This window comes from Bradyrhizobium neotropicale, assembly GCF_001641695.1.
GTDB lineage: Bacteria > Pseudomonadota > Alphaproteobacteria > Rhizobiales > Xanthobacteraceae > Bradyrhizobium > Bradyrhizobium neotropicale.
Genome location: NZ_LSEF01000089.1, coordinates 25,450 through 42,648, shown reverse-complemented (window position 1 = coordinate 42,648; position 17,199 = coordinate 25,450). Strand labels below are relative to the sequence as shown.

General features: G+C 64.9%; 15 protein-coding genes and 2 pseudogenes. 11 read left to right on the top strand and 6 right to left on the bottom strand.

Features of this window, described 5'->3' with window-relative positions; all coding sequences use genetic code 11:
* Positions 1-109: 109 nt before the first annotated feature.
* The 6 genes from AXW67_RS28280 to AXW67_RS28255 all read right to left on the bottom strand — a co-directional run bounded on the left by AXW67_RS28280 (position 110) and on the right by AXW67_RS28255 (position 7,766).
* On the bottom strand, positions 110-595 hold the full coding sequence (locus tag AXW67_RS28280; RefSeq protein ID WP_063680530.1) for a peroxiredoxin: 486 nt from the start codon (positions 593-595) through the stop codon (positions 110-112).
* Positions 596-703: 108 nt separating this feature from the next.
* Complete coding sequence (locus tag AXW67_RS28275; protein ID WP_063680529.1) at positions 704-1,258, bottom strand: DUF924 family protein; 555 nt, start codon at positions 1,256-1,258, stop codon at positions 704-706.
* Positions 1,259-1,276: 18 nt separating this feature from the next.
* Complete coding sequence (locus AXW67_RS28270) at positions 1,277-2,962, bottom strand: long-chain fatty acid--CoA ligase (RefSeq protein ID WP_063680528.1); 1,686 nt, start codon at positions 2,960-2,962, stop codon at positions 1,277-1,279.
* A gap of 191 nt (positions 2,963-3,153) precedes the next feature.
* A complete protein-coding gene (locus AXW67_RS28265; RefSeq protein ID WP_027552304.1) occupies positions 3,154-4,653 on the bottom strand; it encodes a D-alanyl-D-alanine carboxypeptidase family protein in 1,500 nt (499 codons plus the stop codon).
* A 177-nt stretch (positions 4,654-4,830) separates the two neighbouring features.
* Complete coding sequence (locus AXW67_RS28260) at positions 4,831-6,627, bottom strand: glucan ABC transporter ATP-binding protein/ permease (protein WP_063680527.1); 1,797 nt, start codon at positions 6,625-6,627, stop codon at positions 4,831-4,833.
* Positions 6,628-6,716: 89 nt separating this feature from the next.
* The gene (locus AXW67_RS28255; RefSeq protein ID WP_063680526.1) at positions 6,717-7,766 is read right to left on the bottom strand and encodes an ABC transporter substrate-binding protein; all 1,050 of its coding nucleotides are present in this window, start codon (positions 7,764-7,766) and stop codon (positions 6,717-6,719) included.
* A 353-nt stretch (positions 7,767-8,119) separates the two neighbouring features.
* On the opposite strand from AXW67_RS28255, the pseudogene AXW67_RS28250 reads away from it, so the two are divergent.
* The 11 genes and pseudogenes from AXW67_RS28250 to AXW67_RS28200 form a co-directional block, all read left to right on the top strand.
* A pseudogene (locus tag AXW67_RS28250) lies at positions 8,120-8,383 on the top strand (hypothetical protein); the annotation flags it as partial.
* A 163-nt stretch (positions 8,384-8,546) separates the two neighbouring features.
* A complete protein-coding gene (gene hisE / locus AXW67_RS28245; protein ID WP_027552308.1) occupies positions 8,547-8,951 on the top strand; it encodes a phosphoribosyl-ATP diphosphatase in 405 nt (134 codons plus the stop codon).
* Between the two features lie 45 nt (positions 8,952-8,996).
* A complete protein-coding gene (locus tag AXW67_RS28240) occupies positions 8,997-9,599 on the top strand; it encodes a YqaA family protein (protein ID WP_082908072.1) in 603 nt (200 codons plus the stop codon).
* Positions 9,600-9,642: 43 nt separating this feature from the next.
* On the top strand, positions 9,643-10,191 hold the full coding sequence (locus AXW67_RS28235; RefSeq protein ID WP_063680525.1) for a hypothetical protein: 549 nt from the start codon (positions 9,643-9,645) through the stop codon (positions 10,189-10,191).
* 37 nt (positions 10,192-10,228) lie between these two features.
* Entirely contained in the window at positions 10,229-11,629 is a 1,401-nt protein-coding gene (locus tag AXW67_RS28230) for an aspartate ammonia-lyase (protein ID WP_063680524.1), read from the top strand.
* A gap of 288 nt (positions 11,630-11,917) precedes the next feature.
* A complete protein-coding gene (locus tag AXW67_RS28225; RefSeq protein ID WP_063680523.1) occupies positions 11,918-12,886 on the top strand; it encodes an NAD(P)H-dependent flavin oxidoreductase in 969 nt (322 codons plus the stop codon).
* Between the two features lie 145 nt (positions 12,887-13,031).
* Positions 13,032-13,805, top strand: a complete 774-nt coding sequence (locus AXW67_RS28220) for a thioesterase family protein (RefSeq protein ID WP_063680522.1) — start codon at positions 13,032-13,034, stop codon at positions 13,803-13,805.
* 698 nt (positions 13,806-14,503) lie between these two features.
* Positions 14,504-15,006: pseudogene (locus tag AXW67_RS28215) on the top strand (NAD(P)H-dependent flavin oxidoreductase); the annotation flags it as partial.
* Positions 15,007-15,286: 280 nt separating this feature from the next.
* Complete coding sequence (locus tag AXW67_RS28210; protein WP_027552315.1) at positions 15,287-15,535, top strand: hypothetical protein; 249 nt, start codon at positions 15,287-15,289, stop codon at positions 15,533-15,535.
* 134 nt (positions 15,536-15,669) lie between these two features.
* Positions 15,670-16,383 carry a hypothetical protein gene (locus tag AXW67_RS28205; RefSeq protein ID WP_063680521.1) on the top strand — a complete coding sequence of 238 codons (714 nt, stop codon included), beginning with the start codon at positions 15,670-15,672 and terminating at the stop codon, positions 16,381-16,383.
* A 92-nt stretch (positions 16,384-16,475) separates the two neighbouring features.
* The gene (locus tag AXW67_RS28200; protein WP_063680520.1) at positions 16,476-17,153 is read left to right on the top strand and encodes a hypothetical protein; all 678 of its coding nucleotides are present in this window, start codon (positions 16,476-16,478) and stop codon (positions 17,151-17,153) included.
* Positions 17,154-17,199: the final 46 nt, after the last annotated feature.

Sequence of the window (17,199 nt, the reverse complement as noted above, 5' to 3'; positions counted from 1 at the left end):
GCGTTGTGAATCTCGAAGCCTCTGGAATGCTGGATCGCCCGCTCCAGTGCGTAATTGCGCACAAGGCGGGCGATGACAGTCGTAAACGTAGCGCGAGGCTCGTCTCGCCTTACAGTTGCCCCAGCAGCGTATCGCCGCCGGACACCTCGACCTTGCCGGGCATCGCTTCGAGGTTCAGCTTCTTGACCACGCCATCCTCGATCAGCATCGAGTAGCGCTTGGAGCGGATGCCGAGGCCGTTGGCGGAGGCATCGAGCTCCATGCCGATCGCCTTGGTGAAGTCGGCATTGCCGTCGGCGAGGAAGGTCGCCTCGTCGCGCTGGTCGGTGTCGCGCTTCCAGGCGTTCATCACGAAGGCGTCGTTGACGGATACGATCGCGATGGTGTCGACGCCCTTGTCCTTCATGGCGTAGGCGTTGAGGAAGATGCTCGGCAGATGCATCTTGTGGCAGGTGCCGGTGTAGGCGCCGGGCACCGCGAACAGCGCCACCTTCTTGCCCTTGAAAATATCGTCGGTGCTTTTCACTTGCGGGCCTTCCGCCGTCATCACGCGGAATTTCGCCTCGGGCAGCTTGTCGCCAATCTGGATCGCCATCGTCAGTCTCCCTGGAAATCGGTTCCGCTTTGTAGACCGGGCGGCCGGGCCGCACAATATTTCCAATGTGCCTGGCGGCGAAGGTTGCGGCCCTTCACCGTGATGTCATCAGCCGGCAAAGCCGCCACTGTCGAGGAACGCCTGCTCCTCCTCCGTGGTCTTTCGCCCCAGGACGTGGTTGCGGTGGGGGAAGCGGCCGAAGCGGCGGATGATGTCGGCGTGCTCCTCGGCGTATTTCAGGTTCTCGCTGTCCTCGATTTGCCGGAACAGCTCAACGCAATGCTGCTGGTCGGGCAGATGCTCGGAATGCATGAAGGGCAGATAGAGAAATTCGAGCAGGATCGGATCAATCCGCTTGTCCATGCCGCGGGCGAGCGCGCGGCGGGCCACCTCGCGCGCCAGCGCGTCGCTGGAAAACGTCATGGGATCGCCGCGGAACATGTTGCGGGGAAACTGGTCGAGCACGATGACGAGGGCCAGCGCACCATCGTCGGTCGCCTCCCAGGATGCCAACTCGCCGGCGGCGGCCTTCCGCCATAGATCCAGAAAGCGGCGCCTGACTTCCGTGTCAAACACGTCGTCGCGCTTGTACCAGCGGTCGTAGCCGGCTTCGCGCCAAAAGGCGAGAATGCCGGCCGGTCCGATGTCGGCCACTTCAATCATGGACTAAAGCGGCGCGATTTACGCCGCCTCCGCCTTCTTCTCGTCGCGCAACTGCCGGCGCAGGATCTTGCCGACATTGGTCTTCGGCAGGTCGGTCCGGAATTCGATGTGCTTGGGCACCTTGTAGCCGGTGAGCTGCTCCTGGCAGAACCTGATGACGTCTTCCGCCGTAAGGTTCGGGTCCTTCTTCACCACGAAGGCCTTCACCGCCTCGCCCGATTTGGAATCGGGGATGCCGATCACGGCGCATTCGAGCACGCCCGGATGGCTCGCGATCACTTCCTCGATCTCGTTCGGATAGACGTTGAAGCCCGAGACCAGGATCATGTCCTTCTTGCGGTCGACGATCTTGGTGTAACCTTTCTCGTCCATCACGCCGATGTCGCCGGTGCGGAAATAGCCGTCGGCCGTCATCACCTTGGCGGTCTCCTCCGGCCTGTTCCAGTAACCCGTCATCACCTGCGGGCCCTTGGCGCAGATCTCGCCGGGCTGGCCGAGCGGCAATTCGTTGCCGTCGTCGTCGCGGATCGAGAGCCAGGTCGAGGGCACGGGGATGCCGATCGAGCCGGAGAACTCGGTCGTGGTCGCCGGATTGCAGGTGAGGGTCGGCGAGGTCTCCGACAGGCCGTAGCCTTCGGCGATGAAGCAGCCGGTCACAGCCCGCCACTGCTCGGCGACCGGGCGTTGCACCGCCATGCCGCCGCCGTTGGAGATCTTCAACTTGGAGAAGTCGAGCTTCTTGAAGTCGGGATGATGCATCAACCCGTTGTAGAGCGTGTTCACGGCCGGGAAGCTGTTGACCTGGTACTTCGCCAGCTCCTTCACGAAGCCCGCGATGTCGCGCGGGTTGGGGATCAGGAGGTTGCAGCCGCCGGCGCGCACCGCGAGCAGGTAACAGGCCGTCAGCGCGAAGATGTGATAGAGCGGCAGTGCGCAGACGATCAGGAGCTGCTCGATGTGCGGCGGTGCGTTGAGCGCCGGCTGGAGCCAGGCGTCGTTTTGCAACACGTTGGCGACGATGTTGCGGTGAAGCAGGGTGGCGCCCTTGGAGACGCCGGTGGTGCCGCCGGTATATTGCAGGAAGGCGACGTCGCCGGGCGACAGTTTTGGCTTGTTGAACGTGATGCCGCGGCCGGCCGCAAGCGCCTCGTTGAAGGGCACCGCGCCCGGCAGCGACCAGGCCGGCACCATCTTCTTCACGCGGCGGACGACGAGATTGACGATCACGCCCTTGAAGCCGAGCAGGTCGCCCATGCTGGCGACGACGACGTGCTTCACCGCCGTCTTGGCGATCACCTGTTGGACGGTGTGGGCGAAATTCTCGAGCACGATGATGGCTTCGGCGCCGGAATCCTTGAGCTGGTGCTCGAGCTCGCGCGGCGTGTAGAGCGGGTTGACGTTGACCACCGCAAAGCCGGCGCGCAGCACGGCGGCGGTCGCGATCGGATATTGCAGCACGTTCGGCATCATGATCGCGACGCGTGCCCCGCGCTGCAGCCCGCGGCCCTGCAGGTAAGCCGCAAGCGCCAGCGACATCTGATCGAGGTCGCGGTAGCTGATCGCCTTGTCCATGCAGATGAAGGCCTTGCGGTCGGCGAACTTGGTGAAGCTCTCCTCCAGCAGGTCGACCAGCGATGCGTATTGCGTCGGCTCGATATCAGCGGGCACGCCGGGCGGATATTGCTTGAGCCAGATACGCTCCATGGAAACTCCCCTCCTTCAGAGCCCGTTGTGTCTCGGGCTTGCCTCGTTGCCGGCAGTATCGAGCCTGCCGGAACCGGTGGCAAGCCGTTGAGGCTTAGGGCAAAGGGCGGGGGGAGGCTACTGGAATCGTCGCAAGCCGCGCTGTCGCACCTGCGAAGTGCCGACGCAGCATCGCTCGCCGTGCCGTTGACTTAACTGTTGTTGGGGGCTGGCTTGGGCTTGGTCGCCGCCTTCGGCTTGGATGGCTTCGCCACTTGATCGCCGTTGGCGGCAGGCTTCTCGGCAGGTTTGGACGCATCCGGCTTGGCCGCAGCATGCTTGGTCCCGGCCGGCTTTGCCGCGGTCTTGGCGTCGCCCTTGGTCTCACCCTTCGCATTGGGCTTGGCATCTGGCTTTGCGGCCGCCGTCCTGGCGCCCTTCCAAGCGTCCTTGTTTCCGTCCTTGCTTCCGTCCTTGGGATTGTCCGCCGCGTCGGGCTTCTTGGCCGCAACGCGCGACTTCTTGCCACGCGCCTTCGGAGTCGCCTGCTGGTCGGCATCGGCGGCAACCGCCGCGATCAGGGCGGCGCCGGTGCGGGTCGGGCCGGTGTAGACCGGCACCGGCTCGGTGGCCGCCGCGGCCGAGGCCATGAGATCCGAAGCCTTCATCAGGGGCGGTTGAAGCCCGGCGGTGAAGAACGTCACCTGGGCTTCGCCGCCGGTGGCCGAGGCCGATCCGGTCGGCCCGGCATTGGTCGCGATCATCGCATCATCATCGTCGCTCGCGGGCCGCTTGCGGTGGCCGCCGCACATCTCCTCGCGCAGGTTCGGCGGCGAGGCGTCGACCGGCACGAGATTTTCGACGGTGCCGAGCGAGGGGCGCAGCCACGTCAGATTGTCCTGCGCGAAGCCGCGCTCGAGCAGCTGCGCCGCCTTCACCGCACGCGCGGTGCCGGAGTTGGAGCCGAGCACCACCGCGATCAGGCGCCTTCCGTTGCGCGTTGCGGATGCCACGAGGTTGTAGCCGGAGGCGCAGATGAAGCCGGTCTTGAAACCGTCGGCGCCGGGATAGCGGCCGATCAGCTTGTTGAAGTTAGGCGTGATGCGCTTGCCGAAGCGGATCGCCGGGATGTGCACGAAGTATTCGTACTCCGGCAGGTCGCGCAGGAACGCGCGTGCGAGGATGCCGAGGTCGCGCGCCGAGGTGATCTGGCCATCGGCAGGCAGGCCGTTCGGATTGACGTAGCTCGTCTGCGTCATGCCGAGCTTCTGCGCGGTCTGGTTCATCATCGCGGAGAAGCCGTCGATCGAGCCGCCGACGCCTTCGGCGAGCACCACAGCCATGTCGTTCGCCGACTTCACCATCATCATCTTCAGCGCGTTGTCGACGGTGAGTTGCGTTCCCGGGCGGAAGCCCATTTTCGACGGCGATTGCGAAGCTGCGGTCGGCGACACCGTGAACAGCGTGTCGAGCGTGATCTTGCCGTCCTTGACCGCTTTCAGCGTCACATAGGCGGTCATGATCTTGGTGACAGACGCCGGGTACCAGGGGATGGTCGCGTTTTCCGCCTGCAGCACCTTGCCGCTGTTGGCTTCGATCAGGAGCAGCGCTTCGGCGTCCGCCGCGCGCGGCGCCAGCAGCGCGGCAAGCGCGAGCGTTGCAGCGAGCAGGTTCAACAGGGAATGACGAAGCAGCGGGCGAAAGACGTGCACTATCCGATTCCGGTCCTTGGAGACCCGCCGGTTCCGGACGGCTCTCGTGAGCTGAGTTTCGAACTTTGAAATCCGGCGCCGCCGCTCGCGGCATCGCAAACCTATACCGGCTCGTGCGTCGAGAACAGGGGGCTTGGCCGGGTATTCAGCAAGGAAATAGGCTGAATTTCGACGGCCTTAGGGGGATTTGACCGTCGCCGCTGCGGCTTCCGCCGCCGTCACGCTGGCCCGTGCGTTCTCCTGCACCATGAACTGGGCCCTGGCGAGCTCGGCGAAATGGCCGCCTTTGGCCACGAGTTCATCGAAAGTTCCGCTCTCGATCACCCTGCCGTTCTCGAACACCAGGATCCGCGTGGCCTTGCGGATGGTGGAGAGGCGGTGCGCGATCACGAAGGTGGTGCGGCCCCTCATCACTTCGTCGAGAGCGGCGTTCACCTTGGCCTCGGTGATTGCGTCGAGCGCGCTGGTCGCCTCGTCCAGGATCAGGATCGGCGGGTCCTTGAGCAGTGCGCGCGCGATCGACAGCCGCTGCCGCTCGCCGCCGGACAGCATGCGGCCGCGCTCGCCGGCATTGGTCTCGAAGCCGCCGCTGCGCTCGATGAAGTCGAGCGCCTGCGCGCGCTCGGCGGCGAGGCGCATCTCCGCGTCCGTCGCGTCCGGCTTGCCGACGCGCAAATTCTCCGCGATCGAGCGGTTGAACAGCAGCGCCTCCTGGAACACGACGCCGATGTTTCGCCGCAGCGACGTCAGCGTGATCCCGCGCACGTCCATGCCGTCGATCTTGATGAAGCCGGACTGCGGGTCGAAGGCGCGATGCAGCAGCGCGATCGCGGTGGATTTGCCGGCGCCGGTCGGGCCGACCAGCGCGATGCTCTGGCCGGGCAGCGCTGTGAAGGAGAGGTCCTCGACCGCCGGTCGCTTGCCGTCATAGGAGAAGGTGACGTCGTGGAACTCGACGAGGCCGGAGAGGCGTCCGGCATCGATCGCGTCGGGCCGGTCGTGGACTGCGGGCACGGCGTCGAGCACGTTGAAGAACTCCCGCAGGCGCGGCGCTTCCATGAACACGTTGTTGATGAAGCTGACGACCTGCTCGAGCTTCTGGATCAGCATCGTCGCGAAGCTCACGAACATCACGATCTCGCCGACCGTGGTCAGTCCCTGCTCATGCAATGCGATGCCGACCGTGAAGATCGCGAGCACGGTGATGGTGGTGGAAGCGCGCGTGATCACGGTGACCAGCGCCCACCAGGACAACACCGGCATCTGTGCCGCCAGCAATTGATCTGCGACGAAACGCAGGCCCTGCACCTCGGACTCGACGCGCACGAAACTCTGCACCAGCGCGACGTTGCCAAGCGCGTCGGAGGCGCGGGCGGAGAGGTCGCTGTAATGCTCCTCGACCGCCATCTGCATGCCGTAGGTCTTGCGTACGACGAAGGTGGTCAGACCCGTGAAGACGACGCAGAGCACGAACAGGAGGATCGCGAGCCGCCAATTCAGATAGAGCGACAGCGGCAGCAGCACCACGACCGAGAGGATCGCGGCAAAATGCTCGCGGAAGAAGCCGAGCCACAGTCGCCACAGCGCGTCCGTGCCGTTCAGCATCACCTTCATCAGCCGGCCCGAATGGGTGCCGGAGTGGAAGGTCAGCGGCAGTTGCAGGATGTGCTCGAAATAGCTCGTCAGCACTGCCTGACGCTGGCGGTGGGCGAGGCGGTCGGCGTGCAGCGCGACAAGCGCGCTGCAGATGATTGTGAACAACCCGAAGGCGACCCAGGCCCAAAGAAACGGCCAGGCCGAATTCGAGCCGGCCACCGTCTTGCCGGAGAGCACGTCGACGATACGTCCGAACAGCACGGGCTCGGCGAACTGCGCGCTCGCGAGCAGGAGATTGGCGATCGCCAGCAGCCAGCCCAGCCGCGCCTCTCTGCCGAGCAGCTCAAGAACGCGGGTGTAGAGGCGGAGGATGGACATGCGGGCGACGAACTCGGGTGGGCGACTGGAGGAGCCCGTATTCTAAACTAGGATCGCCTGCGAGATACAGCGGAAGCTGCCAGTTTTACTCAATTGATCAGCCGGTCCTCGACCGGTGGCAGGAACTGCGCGTCGAAGATGTCGCTTGCGGCCGGGCGCTTGCGGAATTTGAAATCCTGCGCGATCTGGTCGATCGAGCGCTCCAGGCGCGCGGCGTCGACACCGCCGAGGCCATCGCGGCGGACCTCGTCGGTCAGTACGTTATCGGCGAGCACGGTGCGCAGGCGCTCGAGTTCGAGATCGCGATCGCCGCTGTCCATGCGGCTTACGGCCTCGTCCACCGCGCGCGTCGGCTCCTTCACTGTGGCGTTGATGCCGGCGACCAGCGCGCGCACGAAGCCCTTCACCGCGTCCGGCTTTCCTGCTGCGAAGGCGGGATTGACCACCACGGCAAAACCGTAGGCTTCGCAGCCATAGTCGGCGTAGCGCAGCACGGCGAGATCGCCCGCGGGCACGCCGCGGTCGCGCAGGTTCACCGCCGAGAGATAGCTGAATCCCGCCACCGCGTCGACCTGCCCGGCCGAGAGGATCGGTTCGCGCACCGCCGCGCTCATCTTGTGGAATTTCACGTGCGAGGTGTTGATGCCGTTTTGTTGCGCCAGTGCCGGCCACAGCCGGATCGACAGATCACTGTCAGCAACGCCGACGGTTCTGCCCTCGATATCGGACGGTTGGTGAATGCCGCGGCTCTTGCGTGCGACGATCGCGTAGGGCGCGCGATTGAACAGCACGAATACCGCCTTGATGGGCGCCGCATCGGAATTGTCGCGGAAGCGGATCAGCTCGTTGATGTCGACGAGCGCGAGATCGCTGTCGCCCTTCGCGACACGCGCGAGCCCCTCCGGCGATCCGGCCGCGCTGGTGAAGGAGACCGTGAGATGCTCGGCGGAAAATCTGCCGTCCTTCATTGCCACGAAGAACGGCGCCATGCTCGAGTCAATCGGCCGATCGAAGGCAAACCGGATTGCAATGGGCGATGCGCTGGTCTCCGCTGCCCCAGCGTCGCGCGCGGCCAGCATGGCCATCACGATCGTGAACGCCAGCAGGCCACGAAGAGCGATCGTTCCAAGTCCGAACATCAGCGGCGCCGGTCCCGCCTTTATTATGGTTTGATGACGCTTGACGAGTGTGCAGCGCCGGCTCGTATCCATCGTGGACGATCGAACATGAACGGTAGATGAGCGGAGGTTGCGTCACGATTACGCAACCCCGTTCAGCTTGTGTTGGGGTTGGGGAACCCAACATGGGATGCGGGGGTTTGAGAGGCATGAGCCTGTCCGCAGGCACCATCGCAGGTCCCAAGGAGGGTCCAAGACATGTTAGACCGAGTTTCCAGGTTTGCCGGCCGCAAGGCCGTTCTTGCAACCGCGGCCGTGCTGGCCCTGACCACCGTCGCGCCCACGGCCTCGTTCGCAGGCGGCCGCCACTGGCNTGGCGTGGCGGCGGCGGAGCGGCTGCGGCCGCGGCATTTGCCGGCATCGTCGGCACCGGCCTTGCGATCGCCGCGTCCCGCAACGCCTACGCTTATGACTACGGTCCGGCCTATTACGGTGGCGGTCCCGTCTATTATGGCGGCCCGACCTACTACGGCGGCGGCCCCTATTACGGTCCGGGCCCGGACTACCAGGCGCAGCGCTATGGTGGCACGGCACCGTCCGAGCTCTGCGGCCAAGGCTACTTCACCAACTGTTACTAGCCTTAACGGGTACGAGCCTTAACGGTACGAGTCTTAACGGGTACGAGCTTGGCTACCAAAGGTTGACCACAACAGGCCGTCGTGCTTGCCGCGGCGGCCTGTTTTTTGGTTCTCCTATCGGACGTTAACGCGCTCGCCATTGGTTTAGGGTAGTTTTGATGACATGAGCGATTCGCTTGAGCGGCTATATCTGGCTGTGCTCGCGGCCAGGGATCTTGATCCCCAGACATCACGCACGGCCCGGCTGTTTCAGCGTGGGCCGGCCAAGATGGCGAAGAAGCTGGCCGAGGAGGCCATCGAGGTCGTCATCGACGCGGTCCACGGCGATAGCGAAGCCGTGATCAGGGAAAGCGCTGATCTGCTCTACAATCTCACCGTGCTCTGGGTGTCGGCCGGCGTGCGTCCCGACGACGTCTGGCGCGAGATGGCCCGGCGCGAAGAGATGCTCGGCATCGCCGAGAAGCTGCCGAAGTCGGCGATGAAGCTGCCCAAGGTCGCCTCGCCGTCCGTCGCTGCGCGGCGACCGATTGTCGCGCTCGAGGGCCGCGCGGCGCGAAAGCGCCACTAGAAGCAACACAAATCGGCCCAATCTTGCCATGGACAAATCCGTCCCATGGTGCTTGATCGCGGCGCCATGCTGAAACGTATCTACGATTGGTGCATCGACGCCGCCCACAAGCCCTACGCGCTCTGGATCATGGGCGCCGTGTCTTTCGCGGAGAGCTCGTTCTTTCCGGTGCCGCCGGATGTGATGCTGATCCCGATGTCGCTGGCGCGCCCGCAGCGCGCGTGGGTCTATGCGGCGGTCTGCACCGCCACCTCGGTGCTCGGGGGCATGTTGGGCTACGCCATTGGCGCGCTGCTCTATGACTCGGTTGGCCACTGGCTGATCCAGGTCTATGGCCTCGGCGACAAGGTCGATGCTTTTCGTGCTTCCTATGCCGAATGGGGCGCCGTGATCATCCTGCTCAAGGGGCTCACCCCGATCCCCTACAAGCTCGTCACCATCACCTCGGGCTTTGCCGGCTACAATATCGGGCTGTTCATCCTGTGCTCGATCGTGGCGCGCGGCGGACGCTTCTTCGTCGCCGCCGTGCTGCTCAACCGCTATGGCGACTGGATCCGCGTCAGGATCGAACGGCATCTCGGCCTCTGGGTCGCGCTCGGTGCCGCCGTGCTCGTGCTTGGCTTCGTGGTGGCGATCAAGCTGATCTAGCGAGGCGCTTTGCCGCCGCGCTGGCTTCGGCTACGGTTGCGCCATGATGGTTCGATCCGGCAACACGGTCGCGCGACTCCGGATACTCGTGACCGCGGTGCTGCTGGTCGTGCCTGGCACCGCCGGCTTCGGATGGGCCCAGTCCACCGCGCCTGCGTCCGCGCCGTCGCTCGGTCTTCGGGAGGCTGGACCCCAGGCGCTGCCGCAATCGGCGCCCGCTCCGTCGGGACCGCCGGCGGGCGAGGAGAATCCGGGTCTGATCAATGAGATGGGCAAGCTGTTCGACAAGCTGCCCTCGATCCTTCCGCCGTTGAAAAGCCCAGGTGAGACGATGGACGGCCTGTCGCGCTTGGCGAAGCCGTCCAGCATGGTGTCGGGCCGCGTTGTCTGCCCGGCTTCGGCGAACGGCGCGCCGGACTGCAAGCAGGCCGCTGACCAGCTCTGCCAGAGCAAGGGCTACAGGGAAGGCAAGAGCCTGAACGCCGACTCCGCCGAGAAGTGCTCGGCCAAGGTCCTGATCCCGGGCAGGCAACGCAAACCGGATGACTGCCGCACCGATACTTTCGTGACCAGCGCGCTGTGCCAGAACTGAAGGCGATGACGCCGCGCGCGAACAACAAGGAGCGCCCATGAGCCGTACGGAGCAGGACTTCCTCGGACAGCGTGAGATCGCCGACGACATCTACTACGGCGTCCAGACCATCCGCGGGAAGGAGAACTTCCACATCACCGGCATTCCGATGAGCCAGGAGCCCTACTTCGTGAAGGCGCTCGGCTACGTCAAGAAGGCCGCGGCCATGGCCAACCGCGATCTCGGCGCGATTGACGGCAAGGTTGCGGACGCGATCATCGTCGGCTGCGACCGCGTCATCGCCGGCGACATGATGGATCAGTTCGTCACCGACTTCATCCAGGGCGGCGCCGGCACCTCCACGAACATGAACGCCAACGAGGTCATCGCCAACCTCGCACTGGAATCGCTCGGCTTTGCGAAAGGCGACTACCAGCAGGTCAGCCCCAACGATCACGTCAATTACGGCCAGTCCACCAACGACACCTATCCGACCGCCTTTCGGCTTGCGCTGATCCTGCGGCTCGAAAGCTACATGACGGCGTTGCGCCAGCTCCAGGAGGCCTTCTTCACCAAGGGCCGCGAGTTCGACCGCGTGCTGAAGATGGGCCGCACGCATCTGCAGGACGCCGTGCCGATGTCGCTAGGGGCCGAATTCCGCGGCTGGGGCACCACGATCGGCGAGGAGGTTGACCGCATCTCGGAAGCCCGCGCGCTGCTGCGTGAGATCAATCTCGGCGCCACCGCGATCGGCACCTCGGTCACGGCCGCGCCCGGTTATCCCAAACTCGCCGTCCGGCACCTGAGCGCGCTGACCGGCGTCGACTTCGTGCTCGCCGGCGATCTCGTCGAGGCAACGTCCGACACCGGCGCCTATGTGCAATTGTCGGGCGTCCTGAAGCGCACCGCGAGCAAGCTGACAAAAATCTGCAACGACATCCGCCTGCTCGCCTCAGGCCCGCGTGCGGGCCTGAACGAGATCAACCTGCCGCAGCTCCAGCCGGGCTCCTCGATCATGCCCGGCAAGGTCAATCCGGTGATCCCCGAGGTGGTCAACCAGACCAGCTTCCTCGTCATCGGCCTCGACACCACGGTGACGCTTGCCGCCTCCGCCGGCCAGCTCCAGCTCAACGTGATGGAGCCGGTGATCTCGTTCGCGCTGTTCTTCTCGATCCGCACCATGGAGCGCGCGGTCAACAGCCTGCGCGAGAACTGCGTGCTCGGCATCACCGCCAACGAGGAGCACACCCGCAACATGGTGCTCAACTCGCTCGGCATCGTCACCGTGCTGAAGCCGCTGCTCGGCTACAAGCAATGCGCCGAGATCGCGCGCGAGGGCTACAAGAGCGGCAAGTCGCTGCACCAGATCGTGGTGGTCGAGCGCAAGCTGCTGACGCAGGACAAGTGGGACGAGATGTTCTCGTTCGATCGGCTGATCAATCCGGATCTGATTGCGTGAACGTAGATCGCGCATCCCGTCATTCCGGGATGCGCCGACAGGTGCAGGCCCGGAATCCATCAGGCCTCAGCGTGAATGGTGCGATGGATTCCGGGTTCGCGCTTCGCGCGCCCCGGAATGACGAAGCGGGAATTGAAGCGAACTCGCGCAGCGAATTCCGTGCCTTGGAATTGCGGTAACGACGTCCGCGGGTGGCGTGCAAACGCAATACTTGACAGTGGAAAGATTGCCTTGTTGGTATGGCCGCCAAGCCTTCAACATGTCAGCCCAATAGAGGATCGTTTCGCTATGACCATGCCTGCGCTGTTCAAAGGGCGCCTGTCGATCCCCGTGATCGGTTCGCCGCTCTTCATCATCTCGGTGCCCGATCTCGTGATCGCGCAGTGCAAGGCGGGCGTGGTCGGCTCGTTTCCCGCTTTGAACGCACGTCCGCCGGAGCTGCTCGACGAGTGGCTGGCGCGGATCACCGAAGAGCTCGCGGCCTATGACCGCGCCCATCCCGAGCGGCCTTCCGCACCGTTCGCGGTGAACCAGATCGTGCACAAATCGAACAACCGGCTCGATCACGACATGCAGCTCTGCGCCAAGTACAAGGTGCCGATGATCATCTCCTCGCTCGGCGCGCGCGAGGAGCTCAACCAGGCCGTTCACGGCTGGGGCGGCATCGTCTTCCACGACGTGATCAACCAGAAATTCGCGAACAAGGCGATCGAGAAGGGCGCCGACGGCCTGATCCTGGTCGCGGCCGGCGCCGGCGGCCATGCCGGCACGATCTCGCCACTCGCCTTCGTCGCGGAGACGCGCAGATGGTTCGACGGCCCGATCGCGCTGTCGGGCGCGATCGGCAACGGCAAGGCGATCCGCGCCGCGCGCATTCTCGGCGCCGACTTCGCCTACATCGGCTCGGCCTTCATCGCCACGCAGGAGGCCAATGCGGTCGAGCGCTACAAGGAGATGATCGCGGGCTCGACCGCCGACGACATCGTCTATTCCAACCTCTTCACCGGCGTGCACGGCAACTACCTGAAGCCCTCGATCCTCGCGGCCGGCATGGACCCGGAAAACCTGCCGTCCTCCGATCCCTCCAAGATGAACTTCGGCACCGACGCCTCCGGCGAGCGCGCCAAGCCGAAGGCCTGGAAGGAGATCTGGGGCTCGGGCCAGGGCATCGGCAGCGTCGACAAGGTCGTGCCCGCCGCCGAGCTGATCGCGCGCTTCAAGAAAGAATATGACGAGGCGATCGATCCGCCGTTGTGATCGCTCTCGTGTCCCGGACGCGGTGCGGCATGAAGTTCGGCGCCGCAGAGCCGGACCCATCGCCGCAACATATGGACCCGGATCAGCAGCGCACCGCTACGCGCTGCGCTGAGTCCGGGGAACGCCAGCCGAGCCCGAGCAAGACATGACCGCCATCTACCGCGTCGACGGCAACAGCGTCGTCACCAGCCCGAATGCCGCGGGTCCCTGGGACCGGCGCATGCAGCATGGCTCGGCGCCGGCCTCGCTGGTGACCTGGGCGGCCGAACGCATCCCGACGCAAGTGCCGATGGACATCGCGCGCGTCACCATCGACCTGATGCGGCCGGTGCCGGTGGCGCCGCTCACGATCGCGACCGAAGTCTTGCGCGAGGGCCGCAAGATTCAGCTCTGCGCAGTCAAGTTGCTGGCCGACGGCGTGCAAGTCGTCGGCGCGACCGTGCTCAAGATCAAGCGGCAGGTGCTGACGTTGCCGGACGACGTCAAGGAGTTGCCGGTCGAGCTGTCGTCTCCGGAGGACTCTCTCGTCGAGGACGGCCACGCCGCGACCAGTCCGTTCGTGCGATCGGTCTCGATGCGCGCCGCGCGCGGCCGCTTCGGTCAGGCCGGCGCTGGCGCGATCTGGTTTCGCGTCGACCATCCGCTGATCGAAGGTGAAGTGATCTCGCAGGCGATGCGCGCTGTGGTCGCTGCCGATTTCTCCAACGGCACCGCCTCGACGCTGGATTTCCGCGCCTGGACCTACATCAACGCCGACCTCACGGTGAGCTTTGCGCGCCAGCCGGTCGGCGAATGGATTTTGCTTGACGGGGAATCCTGGATCGGTGCCGACGGCACAGGGCTCGCGATGTCGCGGCTCGCGGACAGGCAAGGCTATTTCGGTCGCGCTGTGCAGAGTCTCGTGATCGAGAAGCGGTGAGCTTCACGGCTTTCGCCGCGCTCAAGTCCTGGTGTCAATTTGAATGGCAGCTTCCGCCGCCGCGGAAGGGATGCCCTGGTCGCGAACCTCTTCTTGTCCGGAGGTCTCTGTTCGACGCCAGCGTCCTGCCAGTTCAACTGCCGTAGACGATCTTGATCTCCCACAGCAGGACAATGATAGCCGTGATCAACGTGACCGCAGCCAACGCACTTTCCAAGGAAGCGACTCTCATCTGATACTCCGCTTCCCAGCCCCATTTGCGGTCTAGTTGATTCGTTGATTCGCCCGCAATTGCGCGCGCATCGTGCCCTCACACTCCGTGGCGGATTGTTGTTCGCCGGCCACAACAACACCGTAATACTCCGGAGGAAAATGCTGCCATGCAGCGGCGTTTCGCGCGGCGCGTGCACTCCGAACCCGGGATCACAATCAGGACGATTATCTCGCCACTCGATCTCGCCGGCTCCAGAAGCTCGCGTGCAACGTCTTCTTGTCGACTTTGCCGGCGCCGGTCATCGGCAGCTGCCTGACGAACCGGATCCGCTTCGCTTTGTCATCGGCTTCTGACGTGCCAATGTTGCCGCAACGTCGGCGCATGCGGGACGGAATGGCAAAGCCCGCTTTGAGGAGGCTGCGTGACGTCCGACCGACTGCAACGCTTTCGCGACCGTCTCAGCCTGCCGCTGATCGCGGCGGCGCCAGGCGCCGGCGGCTAGACCGGTTGGCTCAACCCGTTCGCCTTCGTCCGCGCGGTGCGCGCGTTCTACGACGGCATCATCGTGCTCGCCGGCGGCATCAGCGACGGCCACGCGCTGCAGGCCGCCGAAGTGCTCGGCTGCGATCTCGCCTATATGGGCACGAAGTTCATCGCCACGCGCGAGAGCATGGCGGATGACAGCCACAAGCAGATGCTCGTCAACAGCAGCGCCGACGACATTCTGCTCACCACTGCGTTCACCGGACTTCAGACCAGCATGCTGAAGCCGTCGATCGTTGCCGCCGGTCTCGATCCGGACGACCTGCCCGCGCGCGGCGCCATCGACATCGGCAAGGACATCGACGTCACCGCGCGCGAGAACCGGCCGAAGCGCTGGCGCGACATCTGGAGCGGCGGGCACTCGACGTCGGGCGTGAGCGATGTGCTGGGGGTCGAGATCTCGTCGCACGGACGCTCGCCGAATATCGCGGGGGGGAGGGGCGGGTGGTAGTCGCTCTCCTTCGCCTCTCCCCGCTTGCGGGGAGAGGCCGTATCGCATCGAAGATGCGATACGGGTGAGGGGGAGCCTCCGCGAGGCCAACTCTCACCGTGCGCGCGGCGGCAGCCCCTGACCCCGATCCTCTCCCCGCAAAGAGCGGGGAGAGGGAGAAGACGCAGCACAGTTAACCGCGCACTCCCGCGGTCCGGCGCACTTAACGGCAGATTAACCATCGCCCGCCAAGAATCCCTCAAGGCCGCCAACCAGGATCGAGAGGGACAGGCGATGGACTTCGATTTTCTCAGCACCAAGACGGCGGCTTCGCTGGATGAAATCCGCGTCCGTGTGGCCCATGCGCTGGCTCGTCATCCGCTGTGCCGCAACGTGCGCTTCGACATCGTCAGCGTCCCCCGCACCCGCCGCGGCGGCAATTGGACGGTGACGCTGCAATCGGTCGAACCGCGCGCCGTCTGGGAGGCGTCCGAGATCGTCGCCGACATCCAGGATGCCTATGATCTTGCGGCAGCCGCCTGATTTCATTGAGTTTTTCGGCCTGTGTCGCCGCAGTCCCAGCGAATTCCGCGGCGGGAGCACGGTTAGGCCTTAATTACCGCCCAGTTTCCCAGCAGTGATCAATTGGACTTGAAATGCCGGACGTGGAGAGACGTTTGTCCAAAGCCATCACCATCGTCGCGTTGACCTGCCTCCTCGTCCTCGGCGCCGCCACCACCGCCATTCTCGGCCGCGATAGCGTGCCCAGTGTCAGCGCCGAGATGATCACGCAGGGTCCGCCGAAGCCGCTCGCTGCCAACCGCGCCGCCAAGGCCGACCGCCTGGTCCCGACGCTGGCACTCGCCTCGGCCGCGATCGAGCCGGTGCAGACTCAAACTCAAATGCCTGTGCTGACCGAGCCGCTCCGCCAGGCTTTTGCCGCTGCGACGCCGTCCGACTTCCCGGTGCCCAAGGCCAGTGTGTCCGAGGCGCCGGCTGTTGAAGCCCCCGCTGCAAACGCGCCGGCGCATGCTGCCGAGGCTCCGGCCAAGCCGAAAGCGCCAAAACCGCAGCCGCAAAAAACCTATTCGCTGCTGTCCGACGTGCAGATCGCCGGCATCAAGGACCGTCTGAAGCTGTCGTCCTCGCAGGAATATTACTGGCCGTCGGTCGAGACCGCGCTGCGCAACGTCGCCCGCAGGATCCAGGCGAACAAGCTATCGAATCCGAACACACCGCCTGGCGTGCAGATCGATCCGAATTGCGATGAGGTCCAGCAGTTGAAGTCGGCCGCGATGCCGCTGTTGTTCCAGTTGCGCGACGACCAGAAAGAGGAAGTGCGCAAGCTCGCCCGCATCATCGGGCTGGAAAAGGTCGCGCAGCAGATCTGACGCCCAAGTTCCCTGCGGGGATCGCGCGTCTCCCGATCAGGAACATCCGGTAATCCCTCGGCGTTGCCCGCTCCAAAAGAGGGAGTGGATCTATGCGCGCCTCGACAGCCTATTTTGTCGGTGCCGGAACCATCATTGCGGCCATCGCCATTGGGCTCGGCGGCGGCATCGTCGCCGGCAACATGATGAATCCGGTCACGCCCAAGCGGGGCCCGGACGCCATCAAGGAGCGGCGCGCCGACTCCGTGGCGGCGACGAGTGCGCCGTCTGAACGCGTCCAGTATCTCAGCGGCTCGCAGGCGTTCGGCACCATGATCGCCGCGCCCGCGCAGGACCGGGCCAAGTCCGAAGCAAGACCTGAAGCGAAGACCTCTCAGGCCAATGCAGAACCAGCAGCGCCGCCAGTACCGCCGAAGCACGTTGCAGCCGAAGAGCCGAAGGGGGCGCCGGCGTCACCTGCGCAGGCCGCCAAGCCCGCCGAGAAGCAGGCATTGACCGAGCCGGCATCCTCGCCCGAAAACGCCAATGCCAAGGCCAAGGATTCCGACGTGAAGCGCACCGCCTCCGAACGGCGCCGCGCGGAACGGCACGAGCGTTGGGCCGAGCGGCGGCGCAACGAATCACGCGATTCACGCGGCATGCGCGACCGCACCGACTGGGATGACGTCGCGCGCAGCATCCGCGAGGATTCCGACGCCCGCGACCTCGCCGCGCGTCCGCGCAGCGGCTTCCCGCAGATCAGGCTGTTTGGGGCTGATGATGACGATTAGGAAGACAACCTCGGTGGGAGCGATGGCGAGACCTGCGTTCCAAACC

Excerpts from the sequence above, each read along its gene's own strand:
- AXW67_RS28235 (WP_063680525.1), top strand. The coding sequence starts at position 9,643 with ATGATGGTTCGATCCGGCAACACGGTCGCGCGACTCCGGATACTCGTG.
- AXW67_RS28225 (WP_063680523.1), top strand. The coding sequence starts at position 11,918 with ATGACCATGCCTGCGCTGTTCAAAGGGCGCCTGTCGATCCCCGTGATC.
- AXW67_RS28255 (WP_063680526.1), bottom strand. The coding sequence starts at position 7,766 with ATGTTCGGACTTGGAACGATCGCTCTTCGTGGCCTGCTGGCGTTCACG.
- AXW67_RS28210 (WP_027552315.1), top strand. The coding sequence starts at position 15,287 with ATGGACTTCGATTTTCTCAGCACCAAGACGGCGGCTTCGCTGGATGAA.
- hisE (WP_027552308.1), top strand. The coding sequence starts at position 8,547 with ATGAGCGATTCGCTTGAGCGGCTATATCTGGCTGTGCTCGCGGCCAGG.
- AXW67_RS28270 (WP_063680528.1), bottom strand. The coding sequence starts at position 2,962 with ATGGAGCGTATCTGGCTCAAGCAATATCCGCCCGGCGTGCCCGCTGAT.
- AXW67_RS28240 (WP_082908072.1), top strand. The coding sequence starts at position 8,997 with ATGGTGCTTGATCGCGGCGCCATGCTGAAACGTATCTACGATTGGTGC.
- AXW67_RS28260 (WP_063680527.1), bottom strand. The coding sequence starts at position 6,627 with ATGTCCATCCTCCGCCTCTACACCCGCGTTCTTGAGCTGCTCGGCAGA.
- AXW67_RS28220 (WP_063680522.1), top strand. The coding sequence starts at position 13,032 with ATGACCGCCATCTACCGCGTCGACGGCAACAGCGTCGTCACCAGCCCG.
- AXW67_RS28280 (WP_063680530.1), bottom strand. The coding sequence starts at position 595 with ATGGCGATCCAGATTGGCGACAAGCTGCCCGAGGCGAAATTCCGCGTG.
- AXW67_RS28275 (WP_063680529.1), bottom strand. The coding sequence starts at position 1,258 with ATGATTGAAGTGGCCGACATCGGACCGGCCGGCATTCTCGCCTTTTGG.
- AXW67_RS28230 (WP_063680524.1), top strand. The coding sequence starts at position 10,229 with ATGAGCCGTACGGAGCAGGACTTCCTCGGACAGCGTGAGATCGCCGAC.
- AXW67_RS28200 (WP_063680520.1), top strand. The coding sequence starts at position 16,476 with ATGCGCGCCTCGACAGCCTATTTTGTCGGTGCCGGAACCATCATTGCG.